Below are 20235 nucleotides of genomic sequence, written 5' to 3'. Positions count from 1 at the left end.
ACCCCCCCCCCCCCCCCCCCCCCCGCCCCGGTTTTTTCCTTTGACATGGGCCCGCCCCCGGGGGTTTTCCTCCTTGCCGTTCCCCCCCCTGGCGAATTTTTGGCCCCCCCCGGCGGTTTCAATGGGCAATTCCCCTTTGGGGAAAAGGTCCTCCCGGGTTTCCAAGCCGCCTTTTCCCCGGCAACCCTTGCCCCCCTGGGTTCCCCCCTTTTTGAAGAAACCCTGCCCCCCTTTTTTCCCCGCCCTTGCCCCCCCTGGGGGCCCCCCCCCTCCTCGTTTTTTGGGGGCCCCTTTGGGGGCAACCCCCCCTTTTTCCCCCCCCTTTTGGGGGAAGCCCCCCCCCCCCTTGGCTTTTTCCCCTTCCCCCCGGGTTTCCTCCCCGGGCGGGAATTCCCCTTTTCCGCGTTGGGGCTCAAAGCCCCCCCCCCCCCCCCCCTCGTCGGCGCGCTTCGCGGCGACACCCCCGTGCACCTCCTGCCCGGACTCGCCGCCTTTGTCGGAGCCGACATCACTGCGGGCATTCACGCCACCGGCATGGCCTTCGACGCCGCGCCCGCGCTCCTCGTGGACATCGGCACCAACGGCGAAATTGTCCTGCAATCCGACGGACGCCTCATCGGCTGCGCCACCGCCGCCGGACCTGCCTTTGAAGGCTCCGGCCTGCTTTCCGGCACACGCGCGCAGGCCGGGGCAATCAGCCACATTCGTATCCACGGCAACGCTACAAACGCGCATTCCAACCCTCTGCGCATCGAACTCGAAACCATCGGCGACCGCCCGCCCGCCTCCGCGCCCGGCATCTGCGGCTCCGCGTATGTGGACATCCTTGCAACCGCGCACCGTTGCGGACTCCTGCTGCCATCCGGGCGCTTCGACGCCGATGTCTGGCAACATCTCCCGTCCGCCCATCGCGCGCCCGACGAACAAGGCCGCACCCTGCGCCTTGCCGCCGCCGGTGATGCGCGCATTGGCGAAGGCGACATCGCGCTCCTGCTCCAGGCCAAGGCTGCGCTCGGTGCCGGCATCGAAACGCTGCTCGACGTTGCCGGCATCCGACCGTCCGACATTGGCCGCGTGTATCTGGCAGGCGGCTTCGGCCTGCATCTCGACGTGGCCAACGCCATTGCCATTGGCCTGCTTCCCGGCTTCGAGCCCGCGCAAGTCCGCGTCGTGGGCAACACCTCGCTCGGCGGCGCGCTCCTAGCCGCGCTCGACCGCGACGCGCTTCCCGCGATGGAGGAGTTGCGCGCACGTATCCAGATTGTGGAGCTTAACCAGCACCCGCGCTTCGAAGACCGCTACCTCGACCACCTCGCCCTGCCTTAAAAGTGACGCGGGCGTCCCGCCCAGGCGAATTTTCGATTTTGGATTCTCGATTTTCGATTGGGCGCTGCCGCGCCGATTAGCCGGCGGGAGCGGCAGCTCCTTCAATCGGAAATCGAGAATCCAAAATCCCGTGACGCGGGCGTCCCGCCCGCTCCGGAAAAATCAGCAGCTTGTCCCCCCCCCCTCCCCCACTCTAAACCGGCGTGATACATGGCCTCGGTGTTGTCCAATGGAGTTCCGGGGGCGAGGTTATTGCCCTCGCGCAAAACAAAACGCCCGCCGTCAAGGATGCCGCTTTGCAGGATGTCGCGCACGGCCTCGCGCACCTGTTCAGGCGTGGATTGATGGAGGAGTTGCACGTGCGGGCCGCCCTGGATGAGAACCTGCGGTCCGAGTTCGCGGCGGAGCGCGCCGAAATTCACGGGGAAACCTGTATCGAAGCTTTGGATATTCAGTTCTTTTTGCAGGATCGGGAAATGCCGGGTGGAGTCGCCGCAAAGGTGGATGCCGCGCGGGGCGGGGGTGGCGAGAGCGTCGCAAAGGCGGCGGTGGTGGGGCAGGATGTGTTCCCTGTAGGCGGCGGTGGAAATCATGGCAATGCTGTCGTCGGCAAAGCCAAATCCTTTGTCGCAGGGCACGAGGATGCCGGCGCGTTTTCGCCAAGCGACGCACCGCTGGATGGTGGCCTCGGTGATGAAGTCGAGGAGGCGGCGCAGGCGTTCCGGATCGTCGAGCATGGTCTCGCACACGAAGGAGGGGCCGAAGAGGTTGCAGGCAACGGTCATGGGGCCGTCGGTGGTGAGGAAGGGCTCGGCGGTTTTTATGGGGCGGCCGAGAAAGGTTTCGCGGGCGGCGCGAGTCTGGAAGTGTTCCGAGTATTCGAGGGCGCGGGCCATGAGTCCGCCAAAGAGATCAGGCAATCCGTGTTCCATGACGCGCTCGGGAGCGTCGGCAAAGTCGGGCAGCGTGTCGGGCACCTGGCCGGGGAAGTAGTGGATCTGGCAGCCGAACCATGCGGCCTCGTAGTAGTTTTGGAAGTCGGGGGTGAGGAGCCATTCGGCAGGCAGGCCGAGTTCGCGGTCTTGGAGAAGGTTAAATTTGCTCCAGCGCTGAAATCGCAGTTGCGTGTCAAACATGATGTCGGGGTTTTCCGAATACAGACGGAAGTCGATGCCGGCGGGGTTGGCCGCGGGGTCGAACATGAAGTAGCGCGTATTGGTGCCGAGGATAACCGGAATGCGCGAGGGAACGCATCCCGCGTCGAGCGCGGCCCAAAGAGGGCGGATTTCGTCGTTGTGACTGCTGAAGTCAAAACCGGCGAGGCGGTCGCCAGCCGCTGCGGTGTTGCAATCGGGAATGTTGGTCATGGTGTTAGTTTTCGGGGGGATGATATCGCACTTGGCGATTTCCGGCTTTCGACTTCATATCGCGATACGCAATCGAACATGAGCAGCCTTGAAATCGACCCCGTCATCACCCGGACGCGCGAGCGCGTTTACCTCAATCTCGCCGCGTTCAATCTGTCTGCGTTCGGTCTCGCTGGCGGCGGCGCGGCGACGGCTGAACTCGGACGCTATGCCTACACCCGAGCGCACGCCGGACTCGCGCAACACGCGCATCCGGGGGCGCTGGAAATTTGTTATCTGGCGAAGGGGACGCAGCTTTATCGTGTGGGCGGACGCGAGTATGTGCTGCGCGGCGGCGATGTTTTTGTGACGTTCCCCGGCGAGCCGCACGACACGGGCAGGACGCCCGAGGAGAAGGGCGTGCTTTACTGGTTGATCCTCACCGTGCCGGGCGATCCCGTGCTGGCAGGCGCATTGTTCGCGCTCCGACGGCGCCGTCATTTCAAGGGCGCGTCTGTGCTGCAAACATTGCTGGACGACATCATCCTCCAAACCACCATCGCCCGGCGTCGTCCGCTCACACCGCTCACGATTGCGACGCGGTTGACGGCGTTTTTGCTGGAGGTGATCCGTTGTGCGCGCGCCGGGTGGGAGCCCGGATTGTCCGGGCCGATGCGCGAGTTGTTGCGCACGATTGAACGGCGTATTGAGGAGCCGCTGTTGATCGGCGAACTGGCGGCGGGCATGGGTTTGTCGGTTCCGCGTTTCAAGGCGCGTTGCAAGCAGGAGCTTGGCATTCCGCCCGCCGACTACATCCAGCGTCGCAAGATTGCCGCCGCCAAGGCGCTGCTTGCCGATGCGCGGTCTTCCGTCACTGACATTGCGTATCGTCTGAGTTTTTCGTCGTCACAGTATTTTGCCACGGTTTTCAAGCGCCACACCGGCCTGTCACCGGGCGACTGGCGCAAACAGACATAGTCACTTATGGTTACCTCGCGGCCAGGGAACATTCAGGGCACGTAGGCGTCGCCGCCAATCCAGTCTGTTCGGACGATGACGTGGCCATCCCCCATCAAATAGAGTGCGCCCCCACCATGATTATCCGCGATACCGCCATCCACGGGAGGATCAATGCCTCCTGTTACGTTGGGTTGTGAACCGGCATGTTTCAACACCGGTCCAGCGTTGGCCGCCGTTCCCGCGTGATTTTTTTCCGCAATGTAGAGAAACCGTGAAGGTGTGCGGATTGAACTGTAGGGCATTCCGGCATGAGGGCTGGAGACGTCCGTGCGTCCATGATTGTCGATGAGCACTCGATTCATGCCAAAGCAACCGATTCCGGTTCCGCCAAGAATCTCCTTCGGATCGGTCAGCATGCAGTAATAGAATGAATTTTTGTATCCATCTCCAGACGCCCGTCCACTGGTGACATAGGGAGACAATTGATGCGGCCAGCGCGTTTCCGGTTTCCCTTGGGCTCCCCCATCTGGCAACTGGTTTCTATTGTCCTGAATAAACATCTGGGTGCCGACACCGATCTGACGCAGGTTGGAGATGCATGTGGTCTTGCGTGCATGGGCGCGCACCCGGCCCGCAACAGGGATCAGAATCCCGGCCAGAACGCCGATGATGGCAATGACCGTGAGCAGTTCAACAAGCGTGAAACCACGCGTTCTCACAGGATATTCTGTCGGGAAAGATATTGAGGCAATTGTCATGACGGAATCGAGTTTCGGCTCTCATCGGACGCACCTCAATACTGTCTCCGCTTGACTCGTTAAGTGAGCGTGAGTGCGCGCAGAATCAGAGGGCCTGCTCTTCACTTAACGGGTCAAGTGGAATACTTTTTGCGGCCCGGATGTGGACGCTCCAAAACCCCCGGCGTCGTTTCCCAAACGGGGAAAATGTAAGCAAAATCCAAAACAAAAAACGTATCCTGTTATGAACTACACAACGTCTCGCGCTCTCCTCCCGCGCTCCATTCCGGGCCTTTTCGTCGCAGGCCTTTTCACCGCCACCATGCTTGCCTCGCTGCATGCCGACACGATTACGGTCAGCGATTTTAACAACACAGTCCGTGGCCTCACCGAAACCTACATCTGGAACAACATGGCTGATAACGCCTACTATGGATCGAATACCGAAATGAAAATCGGCACCGCATCCGGTGGCGCGGATATTTATCGCGGACTGATGACCATGGACCTCTCGAAAGTTTTGGGACTCAATCCCTCCTTGAACGGCGCGACCATCACGAATGTGGAACTAACATTCACCGTCATCAGCAGCACGTTTGGCACCGCAGGCGACAGCGTGCAAATCAACCTGCATACCACCCAAAATTTCAACGAGACCGGAGCCAACTGGAAATATCGTGTCGGCACGACGACATGGGCAACAGTAGGAGGCAACTATGTAAGCGGGGCTCGTGTGCTACACGGCTCCGCCACTGTCGCCAATGATGCTGCTGCAGGCACAAAAGTAACGATCACCGGCGAATCCCTTACCAACATCGTCACGACTGCCATTATGAATCCGGCCACGGCTCCCTCGCTTTGGCTCCTGAAATTCGATGACGAGACACTGGCAGGGACGAACCTCCTCACATTTGCCACCCGAGAAAACGCGGAAGCCAGCCTGCGCCCAGTCCTGACCGTCACGTATACCCCCGCGTCCTCTGTCCCTGAACCCTCCACTTGGGTGATGATCGCGGGCCTTGGCGCACTGGTATTCTGCTTCATCGGACGCCGCCTCCGCTCACGCAACTAGTCCGATCCGTCTCGTCTCCTCCTCCCTCGGTTCTCACCGTCCATTCCTCGCGTCCTCCGCCTGAACAACAGGCGGATGGTGCATGGACTTTACTCGTTAAACAACTCGGGCAGGCTCGGATTTTGCCATGGCAAAACCCGCAAAAACTCCCCCCGTTACCGCGCCAGCCACACCGCACGCAAGCACCACGCCCCGCCGCACCATGCTCGCCACCGAACCCAAACGCGTCACCATGCAACACATTGCCGACAAGGCGGGCGTCACGCGTGCGACCGTGTCACTGGCCCTGCGCTCGCATCCCAGCATCCCCGATCCCACGCGACTGCGTATCACACAAATAGCTACAAACCTGGGCTACAGCCCCAACCCCATGATCTCGGCGCTCATGGCCGACCTGCGCGCCAAAAACGCCAGCCTGCGCACCAGCATCATCGCCTACGTCACCGACGCCACTCCCGAAATGATGAACCGCCTGCCCGCCGCCGGGCGTTACTACTCCGGAGCCTGCCGCCGCGCCGAGGAACTCGGCTACCACGTTGAGTATTTCCATTATCCATCCGCGACGGACGCCCGCTCACTGGGGCGTGTCCTGATGGCGCGCGGCATTCGCGGCGTATTGATCGCCCCCGGCCTCTCGCCCGAATTCTCGCTCACCTTCAACTGGTCCTGCTTCTGCGCGGCCACGCTCGGCTACACCCTCCGCAATCCCGTCCTCAACCGCAGCGTCAACCACCAACACCACACCCTCCGCCTGGCATTTCACAAAATGCTCGAAAAAGGACGCGCACGTATCGGACTCCTCATTACACAGGCGGACGACATGCGCGTCGAAAACGCCTGGACCGGCGGCTACCTCGCCAGCCAGCAGGCCTGGATAAGCGACTCCCGCCGGCGCATCCCCTTCTGTTATCTGGACAAAACAACGCCCGCCGCGCTGACACGCTGGTTTGCCCGCCACCGTCCCGACGTCATCATCGCCCTGCGTGAACCCCCGGTGAGCGCCCTGCGCCTGGCCGGCATCGAACCCTTTCGCGACGTCGATGTCGTGCTCCTCGACCGCTCCGGTGACCAGCCCCACGTCTCCGGCGTGGACCAGCGCCCCGATGTTGTTGGCGAAATGGGCATCGACCTCATCGTGCAAGACCTGATCAACAACGCCAGCGGCCTGCCCCGTTCTCCCAAAACCGTCCTCACCGAAGGCGTCTGGGTCGATGCCGACACCGCCACCACCTCCTTCACCCCGCCCGAAATCTCCCGTCCCTCCTCCAAATCCACTCTCTCATCTTTATGACCCGACATCTCCCCCTCCCACGCGCCCTTAATGCCACCGCGCTGCTAGGCAACGCCCTGCTCTGCACTCTATTTCTCTCAGCGATCCACGCTGCGGATACCAGCCGGACAATCCTCAATCCCACTCTCTTCTTCACCGAAGCCGACATACCCGCGTTAAAAGAACGCGTCAGAAAACCTGAATATAGCCAGATGTGGGCAACCGTGCTCGCCGACGCGCGCGACTACTGCGACCCTGCCTCCCCCCGCCATGCCAACGCCGAAAAATTCGCCGCCCTCGTCACCGCCAAAGGTGCCAACGACGCCAGCCACCTCCCCGGCCGCAACCTCACCGTCTGGATGCAAACCCTCGGCCTCGCCTGGACGCTCACCGGTGACGAAACCTTTGCCCGCAACGGCACCGGCCTGCTCGAAGCCGCCGCCTCGGAACCCGTCACCGCCGTGCTCATGCGCAATCAATTCGCCGGTGCGCGTGGCGACATGATGCGTGCCCTCGCCATTGGACTCGACCAATTCGCCGCCGTCCTCACTCCCACCCAACGCAGCACCATCACCCGCACCGCGCACCGCTACATCAACGGGCATTTCGCCGAAGCCGCCGACCCGAAGAAAAACTGGTGGATCGGCCCGCACAATTTCACCGGCGTCTGCGGCGGTGCGCTTGGCCTGCTCGCCATCGCCCTGCGTGATGACTTCCCCGACGAGTCGCCACGTTGGATAAACGCCGCCGAGACCACACTCCTCACATGGCTGGACAAAGGCCTTGGCGACGGCGGCGCGGGCGTTGAAGGCGTCGGCTACATGAGCTACGGCCTCACCAACACCGTCCTCTTTGCCGACGCCCTCTGGCGCACCACTCGCTCGCGCAAAGCCATCATCGAACACCCGCACCTCCGCGACGTTCCCCATTTCCTCGCCATGGAACGCCTGCCCGGCGAAAATGCCTACGACGCCCGCAACGACTCGCTCTACAATGTCGAACTCGGAGGCCGCCGCGGCATGAGTGTCCCCTGGCTGCTACCCATCGCCACAGGCTTTCACGGCGCGACCGCGCCCGACCCCCTCGCCGTCTGGCTCTGGAACACCGTCAAGGCGAACGCCCATCCGATGTTCAGCCTCGTGCTCACCCCCTTTGAAACCGCCTCGGTCGTCGCGCCAGACGCGCCGTCGGAGGTGCTGCCTGCGCCCTTCGGCCAGCACTACGCGGAACGCGGCCTGTGCGTCTGGCGCACTGGCTGGGAGCACGGCGACGTGATGTTTTCCATCGAAGCCGGCCCCTACCATCCCGTGACGCACAACCAAGCCGACAAGGGTCATTTCACGCTCTACGGACTCGGCTACCGCTGGGCCGCCGACGTTGGTTACGGCAACAACCGCGAACCCGAAGGCCGCTGCCAAACCGTCGCGCACAGTTGCGTGCTCATCGACGGCAAAGGCCAGGGACTCTCCGGCGGCGGACGCGGCACCAATGGCAAAATCCTCAACTACCAAAACACTGACACGCACGGCTACGCGCTCGTGGACGCCAAGGCTGCCTACGATGCCAACACCACGGGCGAACCCGGCATCCCCGTAAAAAAAGCACTGCGCCACACCTTCTTCATCCGCCCCGCCGACAGCATCCCCGCCTACGCCGTGGTGCTCGACGACATACAAGCCGCCTCGCCCTCCCCAAAAGATCAAAAAAATGGATACACCTGGCAAATGATCACCTGGGCCAACATGAACATCGAGCAGCCCGATAACACACCCGGCACCTTCGTGCTCACGCCCCCCTCCCCCCCCTCCACCGCCTCCTCGCCAGAGACGCAACTGCGCATGATAGTTGCCCTGCGTGCGGCCGCACCGCTCACATTGACCAGCGCGCCCTACCGTCCCGACAACCACGGCGGACGCCCGCCCAACGACTACAAACGACTCCGTGCGGAAACCCGCGCCGTCAACCCGCGCTTCGCCGCCCTGCTCGCCCCGCTGCCCGCCGGTGCCCCCACGCCCGTTTTCGCTGTCGAAGACGAACGCGTGATCATCACCTGGCCAACGCGCACTGACACCCTCCTCTGGCGTGGCGACACCGCCATTATTCTCTCCGTCGCCACGCCCCCGGCGGGCGGCCTGTTATCTGGTGAAACTGGCGTGCGAAAAAATAGACATCCGCGTAGCCGCACGCCTCGGCAATGGCGGCGATCTTCATCGGCGTCTCCCGCAACAACAACGCCGCCCGCTCCACCCGGCACCGGATCACCCAGCGCGCGGGCGACAACCCCGTGCGTTCCCTGAAACGCCGGTTCAGCCGGGTCGCTCCCATTTGAGCCTCGCGCATCATGCACTCCAGCGACCACGTCCGCTCCGGCTCCCGCTGGATGTTGCGAATCAGAACCTCAAGACGCTCATCGCCTGCCTGCGCCGCAGGCGTCTGGGCCAGCCGCCACAAACCCGACAACAACGACATCACCAACGGCGACGCCTGTTGACGGGCCAGATCGTCATCCGCCATCAATTGCGACACGATCAGATCGGCAAACTCACTCCACATCGCCGCCGGATACAACGGCACCGCACGCATTCGCCCCGCCCACTCAAATGCCTCCGCCCGATTCCGGCAACGAGGTGTAAAATGCAATGCCACCACCTCGAACGGCATGGCCGGATCATGAACGCCAGAGACTGTTTCCCCTGGACGCAGCAGAACCGCCATCGGTGCCGTCACCGGCAGCGCTTCGCCATTGATCGTGAGCACGCCCTTCCCGCCCAGAGGCATCCATAGGTCGTAATCGTCAAGACGCGTATTCCAACTCCAGTTCGCCGGACATCGGTAACGGCGGGGTTTGCTGTTCAGGCAAATCGAGGAAAACGGAAGCGGGACGATATTTTGAACAGGCGCGGAGAACAGGTCCATGCGGTTGATAATGCAAAGATTGGGGCGATAAATCCATCCACAAACGCACCGTCCTTTGCCATCATGACGGCACCGCAATTTCCCGTCCCCCCCTCACACACCCACCATTCCCTCTCCATGGAAATCCTACGCGACCAGTATCTCGACTACATGATCGGCCCGTGCAACGGGCGTCCCCTTTTCGTTGAACTCTTCGGGCCGCTCGTCGGCCTGGAGCAAGAATGGCGCGCCCAAGGGGCCACCGAGGACGAAATCGCGCTGACTGCATTTGGCTTCGATTATTTTCGTTTGCATCACGTATCCGTATTTCAAGGACCATGCAGCGGAATCACGCCCGAAATCATCGAGGACACGCCCGTGCATCAGATCCGGCGCGACCGCTACGGACGCCGCATGATGCTTTGCAAGGACACCGCCACCATCCCACTCCCGATGGATCACCCCGTGACCGGCATGGATTCGTGGCTGCGTGTAAAACCCTGGTATTTGTGGAACGAACAACGCTTCAGTCCCGGCTGGGCCGAGGCTGCCCGCAAAGCCCACGATGAAGGCGCGATCCTTGTTGTGCACATCCCCGGCGGCTTCGACGAACCCCGCCAGCTCCTCGGCGAGGAAGGCGTTTGCATGGCCTGTTACGAGGACGAGGAAATGCTTCACGACATGCTCGACACGATTGGCACGACGATGGTGCGTCTCCTCGAAACCATCACGCGCGAAGTGCCCATTGACGTCCTTTCCGTGCACGACGACATGGCGGGCAAAAGCGGTCCCCTGTTTGGCCCCGCGCATGTGCGCCAGTTCATGGTCCCCTACTATCGACGCTGCTGGGATGTCGCCGCGGCGGGCGGTGCTCGCATTTTCCAGCAGGATTCCGACGGCGACATGAACCCCATCATCGATGCTCTCATGGAAGGCGGCATCAACTGCATGTATCCCATGGAGCCCGCCGCCGGCATGGACATCGTGGCGACGCGCAAAAAATACGGACGCCGCCTCATGCACATGGGCGGCATCGACAAACATGTATTGCGCCAAACGCCAGAAGCCATTCGCCGTGAACTCGACTACAAGCTGCAACCTCTGATGCGAGCTGGCGGCATGGTGTTTGGTTTGGACCACCGCATCCCCAACGGCACGCCGCTCGCCAATTATCGTTACTACGTAAAAACCGCCCGTGAGATTCTCGGCCTCGACGCCTCCCCTCCCCCCAACTGGGCACGCGCGGCGTTTTGAACGCTAGAGCATTTAACGTTGCGTTGTAGCCGTCGTCTTAACGGTAGGGAGGCCTTTGTGCCCTCTGCCGAGGGCAGCCCTTCGGGCCATCGCCTTCGGCAATGCCATCTCCGCGCTGCTGCGCTCCGTCCGAGGCCTCCGAAACCACGTTCCATCTACCTATGAATTTCGCATGCTCACACTACGCACGGCGGAGGCCTCGGAGAGGCCTCCCTACCAGGTATCAAATGGCTACAGCTTAAATGGAATTGCTCTACCGCAACCCGCGAACGCTGCCTTGGACTCCAAACATCTCCTGTTTGAGTTGCAGGTAATAAAGGTAGTCGGCAGGCGGGACGTTGGGCGGGCAACGGTGGTCGCAGAACGGGATGTAACCACCGCGCTCAACGTAAGGCGCGAGCGTTTCCAAGTAGCGTTTGATCGCAGGCCGTCCGGAGCCGAGTTGGATTTTGTCCACGCCGCCCATGATGCGCAGTTGCCCGCGATACTGGTCCAGCAACTCGCCGGGATGCGCGCAACCCATCACCTCGAACGGGAACAGACAGTTGATGCCCGACTCAAGAAAGAGCGGCAGGATCAACCGCACGTCGCCATCGCAGTCTGTATACCAAACATCAATACCGTGCGCCTTGAGCTTTTGGTTGATGCGCTTGTAACGCGGCGCGACCACGTCGCGGAAAAAGTCAACCGGCACCAGCGGTCCCGTCTTGAAACAGATGTCCTCCCAACCGCTGGCAAAATCGAATTCGAAATGCGGGAGCAACTGGTCCAGCGCATCCTCCACGAGCACACAGGCCGTCTCGACCATGTCCTCGACCATCTCCGGGTAATCGTAGATGGCGTAGGCCAGCCCCTCGAACGTGAGCAGGTCGCGGATTTTTCCGATCATCGAGCCGCACCAGACTCCGAGTGGATATTCGCGGTCGTCCGGGTGTTTCGCCTTCAGCGCGGCGATGTCGATCTTGCGCTCCGGATCGTCGCGGCGGAAGCGCAGCTCCTTGCATTTTTTCCAATCTTCCGGCGTCTCGATGCTGGATTTCAGGTAATGCGGGATGCTGCTCCCCTGCCCTTCGGCAGGCACCTCGGCCAGCAAACCGTCTTCGTTGATGATGACGTTGGTGTCGCCACGCCGCTCGACGACCTGCTTGGTGAACGCCGGGCTGGTCCAGATTTTTCCCCCGATGTAGTGGATCGGATCGAAGTTAAAAAACAGGTTGGCCTCCGCCTCGGTGGTGATGCCGTTGTCGCGAAAAATATCCCATTCGGTGTAGTTTTCCTTCCAATACCCGAACTCCATGTTGAAAGAGCGGTCCACGCTCTGAAAATGCATTTGCCGCCGGAAGCGTTCTCGCGCGGTCATCGTGCCCGGCCAGGGAGGCAGGATGGGCTTGATGAGTTTCGTTTTGGATTCGGGTGTGTTGGTCAGGGTGCTCACATGTCCCAGCGTATAGTGAATTTTTCAGATGTGGAATGGCTGGGAGTCACTTTTGCCTATCTGTTCGTAATGTGGACGGAGTCAGATACCGGAGGGCGGGTCTCCTGATCCGCCAGACGCGCCGCAGGCGCGCCTTCCGGATGGGCGGCGCTTTCGCGCCGTCGGCGGGTCAAGAGACCCGCCCTCCGCTAATGGCACTGTCCGCTGAGTTACGGATGGCCAAGGAACGCCGGATGTGCATACCCGCTCGCAAGATGAAACCGGCAGTTTCCCCGAGCACCTCGTCGCTGCGAGTCACCCACGTCAACTACAAGAGCCTGGCCGAGTTAAATGCGCACTGCTGGCCGCGGCGACGATTGAAGGAATTTGAACTCATCCTCGCGGTCCGCGGGGAGTTCGAGTTTATCAATCATGAGACGGGCGAACGTGTCGAACAACATGCCGGCGATATCCTCGTCATTCATCCGGGCGAGCTGCACACCTATCGGTTGCTGTCGTCCGCAGAGCACGCCTTTTTCAGTTGTATCCATTGCATGATGACACCGCGCGTTCCGCTGGATCAATGCCCGCCGCGCCTTACGCATTGGGAAACGGAGCACGCAATGGGCGAATTGTTTCGCCGGGCGGACGACTTGCGCCGGACCAACGGACTCGGTTCGGGCAAACTGCTCGCAGGCGTGGTGCGCCTCATCTGGCTGTATTTGCAGGAGCCGCCCCGCCCGCCCGCCGACGCCCGGCTGACCGCCATGCTCGATTACCTGGAGGCGCACCTGCACAAGCACCCATCCCGACTCGATCTCGCGCAGCGGTTCCGGATGACGCCGCAGCGGATCAACGCCATTTTCAAACACGAACTGGGCATGTCTCCCGGAGCTTACGTCCTCCGCGCACTGGCCGGGCGCGCCTATGCGCTGATGCGCGACGACCAGCTCAGCGTCAAGGAAACCGCCCACCGACTGGGCTTCGCCAACCCGTTCCACTTTTCCCGCGTATTCAAAAAGATTTACGGCCACCCGCCGTCGGAGATCTGACTGACGCTCTGCCCTTGCCCGGTGACGCCACCCTGCAGCCGTGCCAGCAAACCAAGCAGTCTCGTCGCCTCGCCCGACGACACCATTTTCTGCCTCTATGAAAGCGGACTCTGGGGCGAACACGCGTATCATCACAACACACACATCGCCCTCGCACGCTTCAGCCTCCGTTGGATACAGGACGGCCCGCCCGCCTCACTCGCGCAGTTCCGCGTAGTGACCGCCCTGGCGAGTTGAGGGAGGGGAAGAGGTGCGACAATGGCGTTATTTTTCGCAAAGTGCGGCGAGCAATTCCAGCCAGCCGGTCAGATGTGCGAGGGCGAAATTTCGCTGGCCGAGTTCCGCGAATAATTTTTTCGTTTCCGCGTCATCGGCGCCGCCGTGTGCGATGCAGCGGTTGCGCAACGCGGCGACCCGCCCCACGCGATGCGCGACATCCCGCGCCCCCGTGAAACGAAACCGCTCACGCGCCACCGCAAACACTCCCTCGAGCGGTGTTTTGTCATCGAGCGCGAACTCGAAACAATCCCGCAACAACCCTATCGGTGTCGCCGGATTGTTCCAGAGCATCAGCCGTTTCAACTGTTTCCCCATGCGATCGTAATGCGGCATCTCCTTGGGAGTTGCGTGGCGCATGGTCGGCGAAAACCAGTCCTCTTGGTCGGCGCGGTCGGTGGGAATTTCCGGCGAGAGTTTATTGAAGATAAAGTTTTTCGCGGCGGCGTCCAGCGGCGCGAGCAGGGGCTGGAACAGCGGCGCGAATTTCGCGTCCGGCTTGTTCTCGTAAAACCGGAACAGCGCCACCGCCTCCTCCGCCGCCTTGCGCGAGCGTGGCGGTAGCGCGTCCAGCAACGCCGTGTCCACCGCTCCCTCCGCGCCCGCCGCTTTTTCCACCTGCTTCTCGCCATACGCGAACAGCGGCATTTCCACCTCGGTCGTTTCCGCGTTCACCAACGCCGTCAACTCCGGCGCGGCCTCGCTTGCGAGCGCGGCGAGTGTCGTCGCCGTCGTTCGCCCAAACAATCCTTCGCTGACATAAAGGTAGTCCCATGACGCCGGGGGCGCACTCGCCGACTTGCACCATTCCACCGCCGCGCGCGCCTTTCGCGGCACGTCGCGGTCTTCGCGGCCTTTCGTTTCTATTAACAAGCAACGCCCGTCCTTCAATCGCGCGAAAAAGTCCGGCACATAAAACGCCAGCCGCGAATTGGCGTCCAAATAATCAATGCGCAAACACTGCGGCCCCGCGTTTTTAACAAACGCGACAACATCGCCCGCCTCCTCCAAAAAGTCCGTAAACGCCGCCTCCAACTGCCGGTTGCATGGCACAAGGTTGAACAACGTCCGTTTCGCCGTCTTCACCGGATGAGTCTCGCTGTCCGTCGCCTGAAACAGCTTCCACGCCGCCGACGACACCGGTGACATCCGCGCGACGCGCTGCTGCACGAGTGTCGTTTTGCGGCGCAGCAACGGCACGAAAACCGCCCGCGTGTATTCGCGCACCGCGCCGTCGCCGAGTCGCGCCAAGAGCGCGGGGGCGTTTAACGGCGTCTGTTTTCCAAACAACACCTCCGTCCAGAATCTCACCAGCAGCGGTGCAAGTTTCGCGTGCGCGCCGCGCAAGTGCGCAATCATCTCCAACTCCTTCACAAAATACGACACCGCGCCGATACCCGTGTGCAAGAGTGGCAGGTGGATTTTCATTTTTTCCAGAATCTCACCGGTGACGAGGTGCCGACCCTCGTAATTGATATGTTCGTCCTTTTCTTTTCCGAGTGACAATGGCGGCAGTCCGAGTTGTTTGAACGCCTTTTTCACCTCATCGAAATCAATGTCTCCGAGCGTTGCCGTATTGGTGGCGCCGACAGTGATTTGCGGGATGTGAATATCGAGCGCGGCGACATCTTTCCGCGCCTCGTCGGGGTAAATCGAAACCGTTGTCTTCGGAACGCGATTCACATCCGTCACATCAATATCCACGCCCTCGGACGACAGTTCCTCCTGATAAAACCGCGCAAAAAACTCGTGTTCCACCACTGTCACGACTTCCGCCGCTCCGCCCACCGGCGGCGTCATGCGCCGCAGCCCGCGCCCCAGCACCTGCTCGCCGAGCACTTTGTTTTTCGCGGACAACGCCCGCAGCGGAACGATGGTTGTCACGTTGCGCACGTCCCAACCTTCGCGCAGCATCAGCACCGACACCATGCAGCGATACGGATTGTCCGGCGAGTCGAGTTCGCGGCTCAACTTTCGCAACGCCCGCAAATCGTCGTCCGAAATCTCTTTTTCATTCGGCACAAAAACACCCTTCTTGATTTTGCCCTTCAAGTTCGTGTGCAGGTTGAGCGTCTTGCCGTTCAATTCGGAAAACACGGGGTCTGTTTGCAGCCGCCGCGTGATTTGGTCGGCGTCTTCGGTGTCCTCGCACATGACGAATAATAGCGGTTTTTTGCCGCTCCTTTGCCACTCCGCGAAACTCTTTTCCCAGCGTTCGTAGCCGAGCCGTAAATGGCGGTCGTAGCGTTCGCCCGCGTCAGCCGATGGCGCTGCTTCCATGCCGTCGCTTGCCGTGCCCAGCACCGGCGTCTTCACGATGCCGGCGTCAACCGCCTCGCCCAGCGGCGCGTCGCAAATGATGTGTTTGAGCGGCTGCCCGCGATTGTCACGGGGCGTCGCCGTGAAATCAATTTGCCCCACCAGTTTTCCACCGCGAGCGGACAGTGTTTCATGGAAAAACTTGATGGCCTCGAACCACGCCGAATCCGTGTCCCAGACATGGTGCGCCTCGTCGTTGAGAATGAACACGCGTTTGTGATGCAGGACGCGCTCGCGCAGCGCGGCGGCGGTGTCGAGCGCCTTGTTGCGATTCACCGAAGGTCCCGCCCACGGTGCGGAGTCGTCGCCATCCTCGCCGCGTCCCCGGCTGCGTTCATACAACCGGTGAATATTCGTTAAATACAGCGTGCCGCCCGTCGCCGCGCCTCCCGCCTCGTCCTGCAAAATCACGGACATGTTCCAGTCGCCGCGCCACTCCGGCGGGATGAGCGGATCTTTGTCAAAAATGTCCGGCCCGCCGCCATCCGGTCTGAAATCCTCGCGCAACCGCTCGAAGACGATGATGTTCGGCGCGATGATGACAAAGTGCCGCGCGAGCGGCGAATCCGCCTCCCGCAGCACATGAAAGTAACTCCACACCACGACCAGCGACATTACCTTTGTCTTGCCCGCGCCGGTGGCGAGTTTGCACAAGTGCCGCGCCCATGCGTCCTCCTCCGGCGAAATGCCGTCCGCCAGCGCCAGTTCCCGCCGGCTGCCGAACTCCATCCACAGTTGCGAGGTTGTTTCCACGCCCCGCACCTCCCGCAGGTAAATCAGCGTTTCAATCGCCTCGCGCTGGCAGAAATAGTAGCGGAACTCCGCCTCGCCGCCACCGCTGAGCGCGACGCGGTGCGCCCGCGAAAACCAATGGTGCAGCAGGTGCCGCGTCGTCTCGCTCGCGCCGGGATAAAACGCCTCGCGCCACTCGCGCACCGCCATCCGCAGGTTTTGCACCACCGGCAGCGGCGATGGACGCCTACGCTGCACAACGCCGCCCTTGGCGCGGTGCTTGGTCGGCTCCTCATGAGGCGCGAACAGCGGTGATAGGCGGTCAAAATCCCCCGTGTTTTCGTTGCTCATTGTTTGGCCTCCAAAATCACGCTGGTTTCGCAACCGAAGACATCCACCACCTTCACGCAAATCACATGCTTGCCGGCAGTGTCGTAGGTGTGTCCTGCGTCGCTAACGATTTTTAGCGCCCGCTCCTTTCGCGTTCGGAAATCCTGCCAGTGGTGGACGAACAGTGGATGCTTGTAATCAAAGTCCACCGCCCAAAAATCTATGAAATCGAAACCGCTCTCTGCGGCCCGTGCGTTCATCAGGTCCAACTCCTTCTCCGGCACCTCCGCCAGCGACGGAAAAAACTCGGTGAGTTCCACGTCGAAAGTGGAAGCCGCATCCTGCCGCTTTTTCTGTGAATCAAGCGGCGGGACGCCACCTCCACCCTTCACCACCTCCGCCTTCAGCGACGCCACATCATGAAACGTCACATGCTTCCGGTTCCTTTCCAAAATCTCGCGGGGAATCGTGAGTAGCCGTATCTTCAACCCCAACGCCGCTTGCAACGCGTTGGCCTCGCCGCGCAAATCCATCTCAAACTCCCACGCCAGACAATGCAGCTCCTTTGCTCCGGTGCCGACGGTGGCTTTCGCCACCTCGCGCAACTCGTCCCGCGTGAAAATCGAGTCAATGCCGTCCACATGGCAGACGGCGCCGCCCTTGCTCCCGTGCAACAACGGCGACGGCGGCTGCTCCAGCGCCGAGGCCCCGTGAAATTGCAACACCACCCGCCGGTGCTCCTCGTCCGCGCCCAGCAACTGTTTTTTCTGCCACCACTGACGCTCGTAGCGGCCCAAATTATACACATCAAACGCCCGGTATGGTTTTTCCCCGGAATGCAATTCCGACTGCAACTGTATCAAGCGCTTCCGCGTTGTATGAATCGCAAACCGCCCCAAATCCGCCAGAATCCACCGCCGCCCCAACCGTTCCGCAACGGCACCAGTTGTTCCGCTGCCGCAAAAGAAATCGGCAACAAGGTCGCCCTCGTTGGACGAGGCTTTGATAATACGCTCCAATAGGGCTTCGGGCTTTTGGGTGGGATAGCCAATGTTTTCATCGCCACCTTGAAGAATCGGGACATCCCAAACACTACCAGCAAGAATATCACCAACTTGATAATAAACAGGTTTCCCTTCTTTATCATAAACAGGCAATGGCTTCTTCAATTTACTATCAAATTTATATGCCCTTCGCTTCCCGCTATCGCCGTCCTTCAGCGGCTCTCTATATCCATTGAATGTAAAGACTGAATTTTTTGCATAAAAATATAGCACGTCGTGTTTGTGATGGAATTTATCACTCGCGGCTTTCATTCCTGAATTTCGATACCACCAAATCATTTGATTTCGAAAACGTTCTGGAGAAAAAATTTCGTCCATAACCCGTCTCACGAGAGAATCAACTCTGTGGTCGCAATGCACATAAATACTCCCGCGCTCGCTCAATAACTCCTTCATCAGCGACAGCCGTTCATACATCATGTGCAAATACGAATCCGTCCCCTTGCCCCACATGTCGCGATAGGCGACTGCCTCGATGGTGGACTGCTCCTTTTCGAGCGTTTCCTTCCCGTCGCCGACGGGCAGCGACATCGTGAAATCCGCGCCGACATCAAAAGGCGGATCAATGTAAATCAAATCCACCTTTCCCTTGAACTCCGCGAGCAACGACGCCAGCACGAGCTTGTTATCCCCCCAAATCAGCCGGTTGCGGAAGTCGTCGAGCCGCGAGGATTTTTTCTCAAACAAATCCAACGCCAATTGCCCGCCAGCAGCGGCATGGTCACGCGGCGCGTCAATGCGCTCAATCATTTGCAAAGGGATATTGTGCCCGGCGACATCCACAGCCCGGCGATTGCCAAACTCGTCATATTTCCCCTCCCAAACGAGTTCAGTCTTGCATCGGGAAAGCGGATGCGGATTGGCGGGACTCCAGCGCATGGTGGCACTGGCTTCTGAATTTTGTGAAGCAGACATGGGCAAAGGCTCGCGCGTCTTTGCCGTGTCAGTGGGAGTCCTCTGCGGGTTATTGTTGGTGCCTGAAAAAAAGAGAGGGACGTGCCTACACACGCCCCGTCACAGGCACCGCTAAGAGCCCACAGAGAGGACGCTTCAACACGCCCCAATTCGGGGCGCATATCAGCGATGTCTCTCTGGTTCGAAATTAGCGGTTTCGTGACGGACAGCAGCCGAAGCTACGCGAAAGAGATGTTGGTTGTGGTGGTTAGTGGATCAGTTGGTGGAAGAAAAATTGTGTGGCCTGATATGTCGGAAAAGAAGTCGCAACGGCTAGGCATAGCCAATCCCCACCGCAAGCCAGGATTCTGTTTCGCAAAAGTCAGAGGGGGGGGAAGGGGGAGGCATGTGGTGTTTTCACCAAAAAATCCCCGGAAAACACAAGAGACTGGCAACTCGGTTCAGGTAGGATGAGTGCGTCTTTTTCCAAGATACAAATTCACCCTGACCAAACCACCATGCAAAACACGCTCAACGCACTCAGCGAATCCGTGCGCCGCGGCAAGCGCGCCGACGCCACCCGCCTCACACAAGAACTCCTCGCCGCCGGACTGCAACCGCTCGACATCGTCGAAAAAGGCCTCGTCCCCGGCATGACCGCCGTCGGCGAAGCGTTTAAGAAGAACGAGGTCTTCGTGCCCGAAATGCTCATCGCCGCCCGCGCCATGAAAGAAGCCATGACGCTCCTCGAACCCCTGCTCGCCAAGGCCGGCATCAAACCCAAATACACCGCCATCGTCGGCACCGTGCAGGGCGATCTTCACGACATCGGCAAAAACCTCGTCATCATGATGCTCAAGGGCGCCAACTTCGGCGTCGTCGATATGGGCACCAACGTGCCGCCGGAGAAATTCGTCGAGGCCGTCCGCGTTCACGGCGCGCAACTCGTCGGTCTCTCCGCTCTGCTCACCACGACCATGCCCGCGATGAAAACCGCCGTCGCTGCCCTCCGTGAAGCCGGCCTCACCGGCACCAAAATCATCATTGGCGGCGCACCCGTGACGCAGGACTTCGCCAACGAAATCGGCGCCGACGGTTTCAGCCCCGACGCCGCCAGCGCCGTCGATCTCGCCCGCAGCCTCCTCGAAGCCGCCTGAAGGCAGACAAAAGTTAATCACAAAGACGCAGAGGCACAGAGAACAAATCCATAGATCCGTCCTGCGGATACATGGTTTTCTCCGTGATTTCCCTCTGTGTCTTTGTGCCTCTGTGGTTAATCCCTCCCTCCCCCCCC

14 protein-coding genes and 1 pseudogene are annotated in these 20235 nt (G+C 60.7%); 9 read left to right on the top strand and 6 right to left on the bottom strand.

Annotated elements, in window-relative coordinates:
• The first annotated feature begins 405 nt into the window (after positions 1–405).
• Positions 406–1326, top strand: coding sequence for an ASKHA domain-containing protein (locus OBACDRAFT_RS18720; protein ID WP_157837183.1), 921 nt, complete (start codon positions 406–408; stop codon positions 1324–1326).
• A 101-nt stretch (positions 1327–1427) separates the two neighbouring features.
• On the opposite strand, the gene OBACDRAFT_RS18715 is transcribed toward OBACDRAFT_RS18720, so the two are convergent.
• Positions 1428–2693 (bottom strand): uroporphyrinogen decarboxylase family protein, encoded by a 1266-nt coding sequence (locus tag OBACDRAFT_RS18715; protein WP_052362246.1) that lies wholly within the window; start codon positions 2691–2693, stop codon positions 1428–1430.
• Between the two features lie 78 nt (positions 2694–2771).
• On the opposite strand from OBACDRAFT_RS18715, the gene OBACDRAFT_RS25770 reads away from it, so the two are divergent.
• The gene (locus OBACDRAFT_RS25770) at positions 2772–3650 is read left to right on the top strand and encodes a helix-turn-helix domain-containing protein (protein WP_052362245.1); all 879 of its coding nucleotides are present in this window, start codon (positions 2772–2774) and stop codon (positions 3648–3650) included.
• Positions 3651–3682: 32 nt separating this feature from the next.
• Here the strand turns inward: OBACDRAFT_RS25770 and OBACDRAFT_RS25765 are convergent, their stop codons facing one another.
• Positions 3683–4390 carry a type II secretion system protein gene (locus tag OBACDRAFT_RS25765; RefSeq protein ID WP_232767396.1) on the bottom strand — a complete coding sequence of 236 codons (708 nt, stop codon included), beginning with the start codon at positions 4388–4390 and terminating at the stop codon, positions 3683–3685.
• Positions 4391–4613: 223 nt separating this feature from the next.
• Between OBACDRAFT_RS25765 and OBACDRAFT_RS18700 the strand changes: the two genes are divergently transcribed.
• The 3 genes and pseudogenes from OBACDRAFT_RS18700 to OBACDRAFT_RS31070 all read left to right on the top strand — a co-directional run.
• Positions 4614–5441: a PEP-CTERM sorting domain-containing protein gene (locus tag OBACDRAFT_RS18700; protein WP_043588262.1), complete on the top strand. Its 828-nt coding sequence runs from the start codon at positions 4614–4616 to the stop codon at positions 5439–5441.
• Positions 5442–5568: 127 nt separating this feature from the next.
• Positions 5569–6732 (top strand): LacI family DNA-binding transcriptional regulator, encoded by a 1164-nt coding sequence (locus OBACDRAFT_RS18695; protein WP_052362243.1) that lies wholly within the window; start codon positions 5569–5571, stop codon positions 6730–6732.
• A pseudogene (locus tag OBACDRAFT_RS31070) lies at positions 6729–8264 on the top strand (heparinase II/III domain-containing protein); the annotation flags it as partial. The gene OBACDRAFT_RS18695 and the pseudogene OBACDRAFT_RS31070, both read left to right, overlap by 4 nt.
• Positions 8265–8808: 544 nt before the next feature.
• On the opposite strand, the gene OBACDRAFT_RS26945 reads toward OBACDRAFT_RS31070, so the two are convergent.
• Entirely contained in the window at positions 8809–9627 is an 819-nt protein-coding gene (locus tag OBACDRAFT_RS26945) for a helix-turn-helix domain-containing protein (protein ID WP_081722195.1), read from the bottom strand.
• A 63-nt stretch (positions 9628–9690) separates the two neighbouring features.
• Between OBACDRAFT_RS26945 and OBACDRAFT_RS18685 the strand changes: the two genes are divergently transcribed.
• Complete coding sequence (locus OBACDRAFT_RS18685; RefSeq protein WP_043588259.1) at positions 9691–10860, top strand: uroporphyrinogen decarboxylase family protein; 1170 nt, start codon at positions 9691–9693, stop codon at positions 10858–10860.
• A 253-nt stretch (positions 10861–11113) separates the two neighbouring features.
• Here the strand turns inward: OBACDRAFT_RS18685 and OBACDRAFT_RS18680 are convergent, their stop codons facing one another.
• Positions 11114–12295, bottom strand: a complete 1182-nt coding sequence (locus OBACDRAFT_RS18680) for a uroporphyrinogen decarboxylase/cobalamine-independent methonine synthase family protein (RefSeq protein ID WP_052362242.1) — start codon at positions 12293–12295, stop codon at positions 11114–11116.
• 254 nt (positions 12296–12549) lie between these two features.
• On the opposite strand from OBACDRAFT_RS18680, the gene OBACDRAFT_RS28510 reads away from it, so the two are divergent.
• Complete coding sequence (locus tag OBACDRAFT_RS28510; RefSeq protein ID WP_198529941.1) at positions 12550–13326, top strand: helix-turn-helix transcriptional regulator; 777 nt, start codon at positions 12550–12552, stop codon at positions 13324–13326.
• A 21-nt stretch (positions 13327–13347) separates the two neighbouring features.
• Positions 13348–13563 (top strand): hypothetical protein, encoded by a 216-nt coding sequence (locus OBACDRAFT_RS18665; RefSeq protein WP_043588254.1) that lies wholly within the window; start codon positions 13348–13350, stop codon positions 13561–13563.
• 27 nt (positions 13564–13590) lie between these two features.
• On the opposite strand, the gene OBACDRAFT_RS18660 is transcribed toward OBACDRAFT_RS18665, so the two are convergent.
• Entirely contained in the window at positions 13591–17004 is a 3414-nt protein-coding gene (locus OBACDRAFT_RS18660; protein ID WP_043588252.1) for a DEAD/DEAH box helicase, read from the bottom strand.
• Entirely contained in the window at positions 17001–18962 is a 1962-nt protein-coding gene (locus OBACDRAFT_RS18655) for a site-specific DNA-methyltransferase (RefSeq protein ID WP_198529940.1), read from the bottom strand. The genes OBACDRAFT_RS18660 and OBACDRAFT_RS18655 overlap by 4 nt, the downstream gene beginning before the upstream one ends.
• A gap of 497 nt (positions 18963–19459) precedes the next feature.
• On the opposite strand from OBACDRAFT_RS18655, the gene OBACDRAFT_RS18650 reads away from it, so the two are divergent.
• Entirely contained in the window at positions 19460–20098 is a 639-nt protein-coding gene (locus OBACDRAFT_RS18650; RefSeq protein ID WP_043588248.1) for a corrinoid protein, read from the top strand.
• Positions 20099–20235 lie beyond the last annotated feature (137 nt).

It is taken from the genome of Geminisphaera colitermitum TAV2 (assembly GCF_000171235.2).
In the GTDB taxonomy this organism is placed as follows: Bacteria; Verrucomicrobiota; Verrucomicrobiia; order Opitutales; family Opitutaceae; genus Geminisphaera; species Geminisphaera colitermitum.
Note: the sequence above shows the minus strand (reverse complement) of the source record. Positions and strands in the feature narration are given on the sequence as shown.

Excerpts from the sequence above, each read along its gene's own strand:
- OBACDRAFT_RS18715 (WP_052362246.1), bottom strand. The coding sequence starts at position 2,693 with ATGACCAACATTCCCGATTGCAACACCGCAGCGGCTGGCGACCGCCTC.
- OBACDRAFT_RS25770 (WP_052362245.1), top strand. The coding sequence starts at position 2,772 with ATGAGCAGCCTTGAAATCGACCCCGTCATCACCCGGACGCGCGAGCGC.
- OBACDRAFT_RS25765 (WP_232767396.1), bottom strand. The coding sequence starts at position 4,390 with ATGACAATTGCCTCAATATCTTTCCCGACAGAATATCCTGTGAGAACG.
- OBACDRAFT_RS18700 (WP_043588262.1), top strand. The coding sequence starts at position 4,614 with ATGAACTACACAACGTCTCGCGCTCTCCTCCCGCGCTCCATTCCGGGC.
- OBACDRAFT_RS18695 (WP_052362243.1), top strand. The coding sequence starts at position 5,569 with ATGGCAAAACCCGCAAAAACTCCCCCCGTTACCGCGCCAGCCACACCG.
- OBACDRAFT_RS26945 (WP_081722195.1), bottom strand. The coding sequence starts at position 9,627 with ATGGACCTGTTCTCCGCGCCTGTTCAAAATATCGTCCCGCTTCCGTTT.
- OBACDRAFT_RS18685 (WP_043588259.1), top strand. The coding sequence starts at position 9,691 with ATGACGGCACCGCAATTTCCCGTCCCCCCCTCACACACCCACCATTCC.
- OBACDRAFT_RS28510 (WP_198529941.1), top strand. The coding sequence starts at position 12,550 with ATGAAACCGGCAGTTTCCCCGAGCACCTCGTCGCTGCGAGTCACCCAC.
- OBACDRAFT_RS18660 (WP_043588252.1), bottom strand. The coding sequence starts at position 17,004 with ATGAGCAACGAAAACACGGGGGATTTTGACCGCCTATCACCGCTGTTC.
- OBACDRAFT_RS18655 (WP_198529940.1), bottom strand. The coding sequence starts at position 18,962 with ATGTCTGCTTCACAAAATTCAGAAGCCAGTGCCACCATGCGCTGGAGT.
- OBACDRAFT_RS18650 (WP_043588248.1), top strand. The coding sequence starts at position 19,460 with ATGCAAAACACGCTCAACGCACTCAGCGAATCCGTGCGCCGCGGCAAG.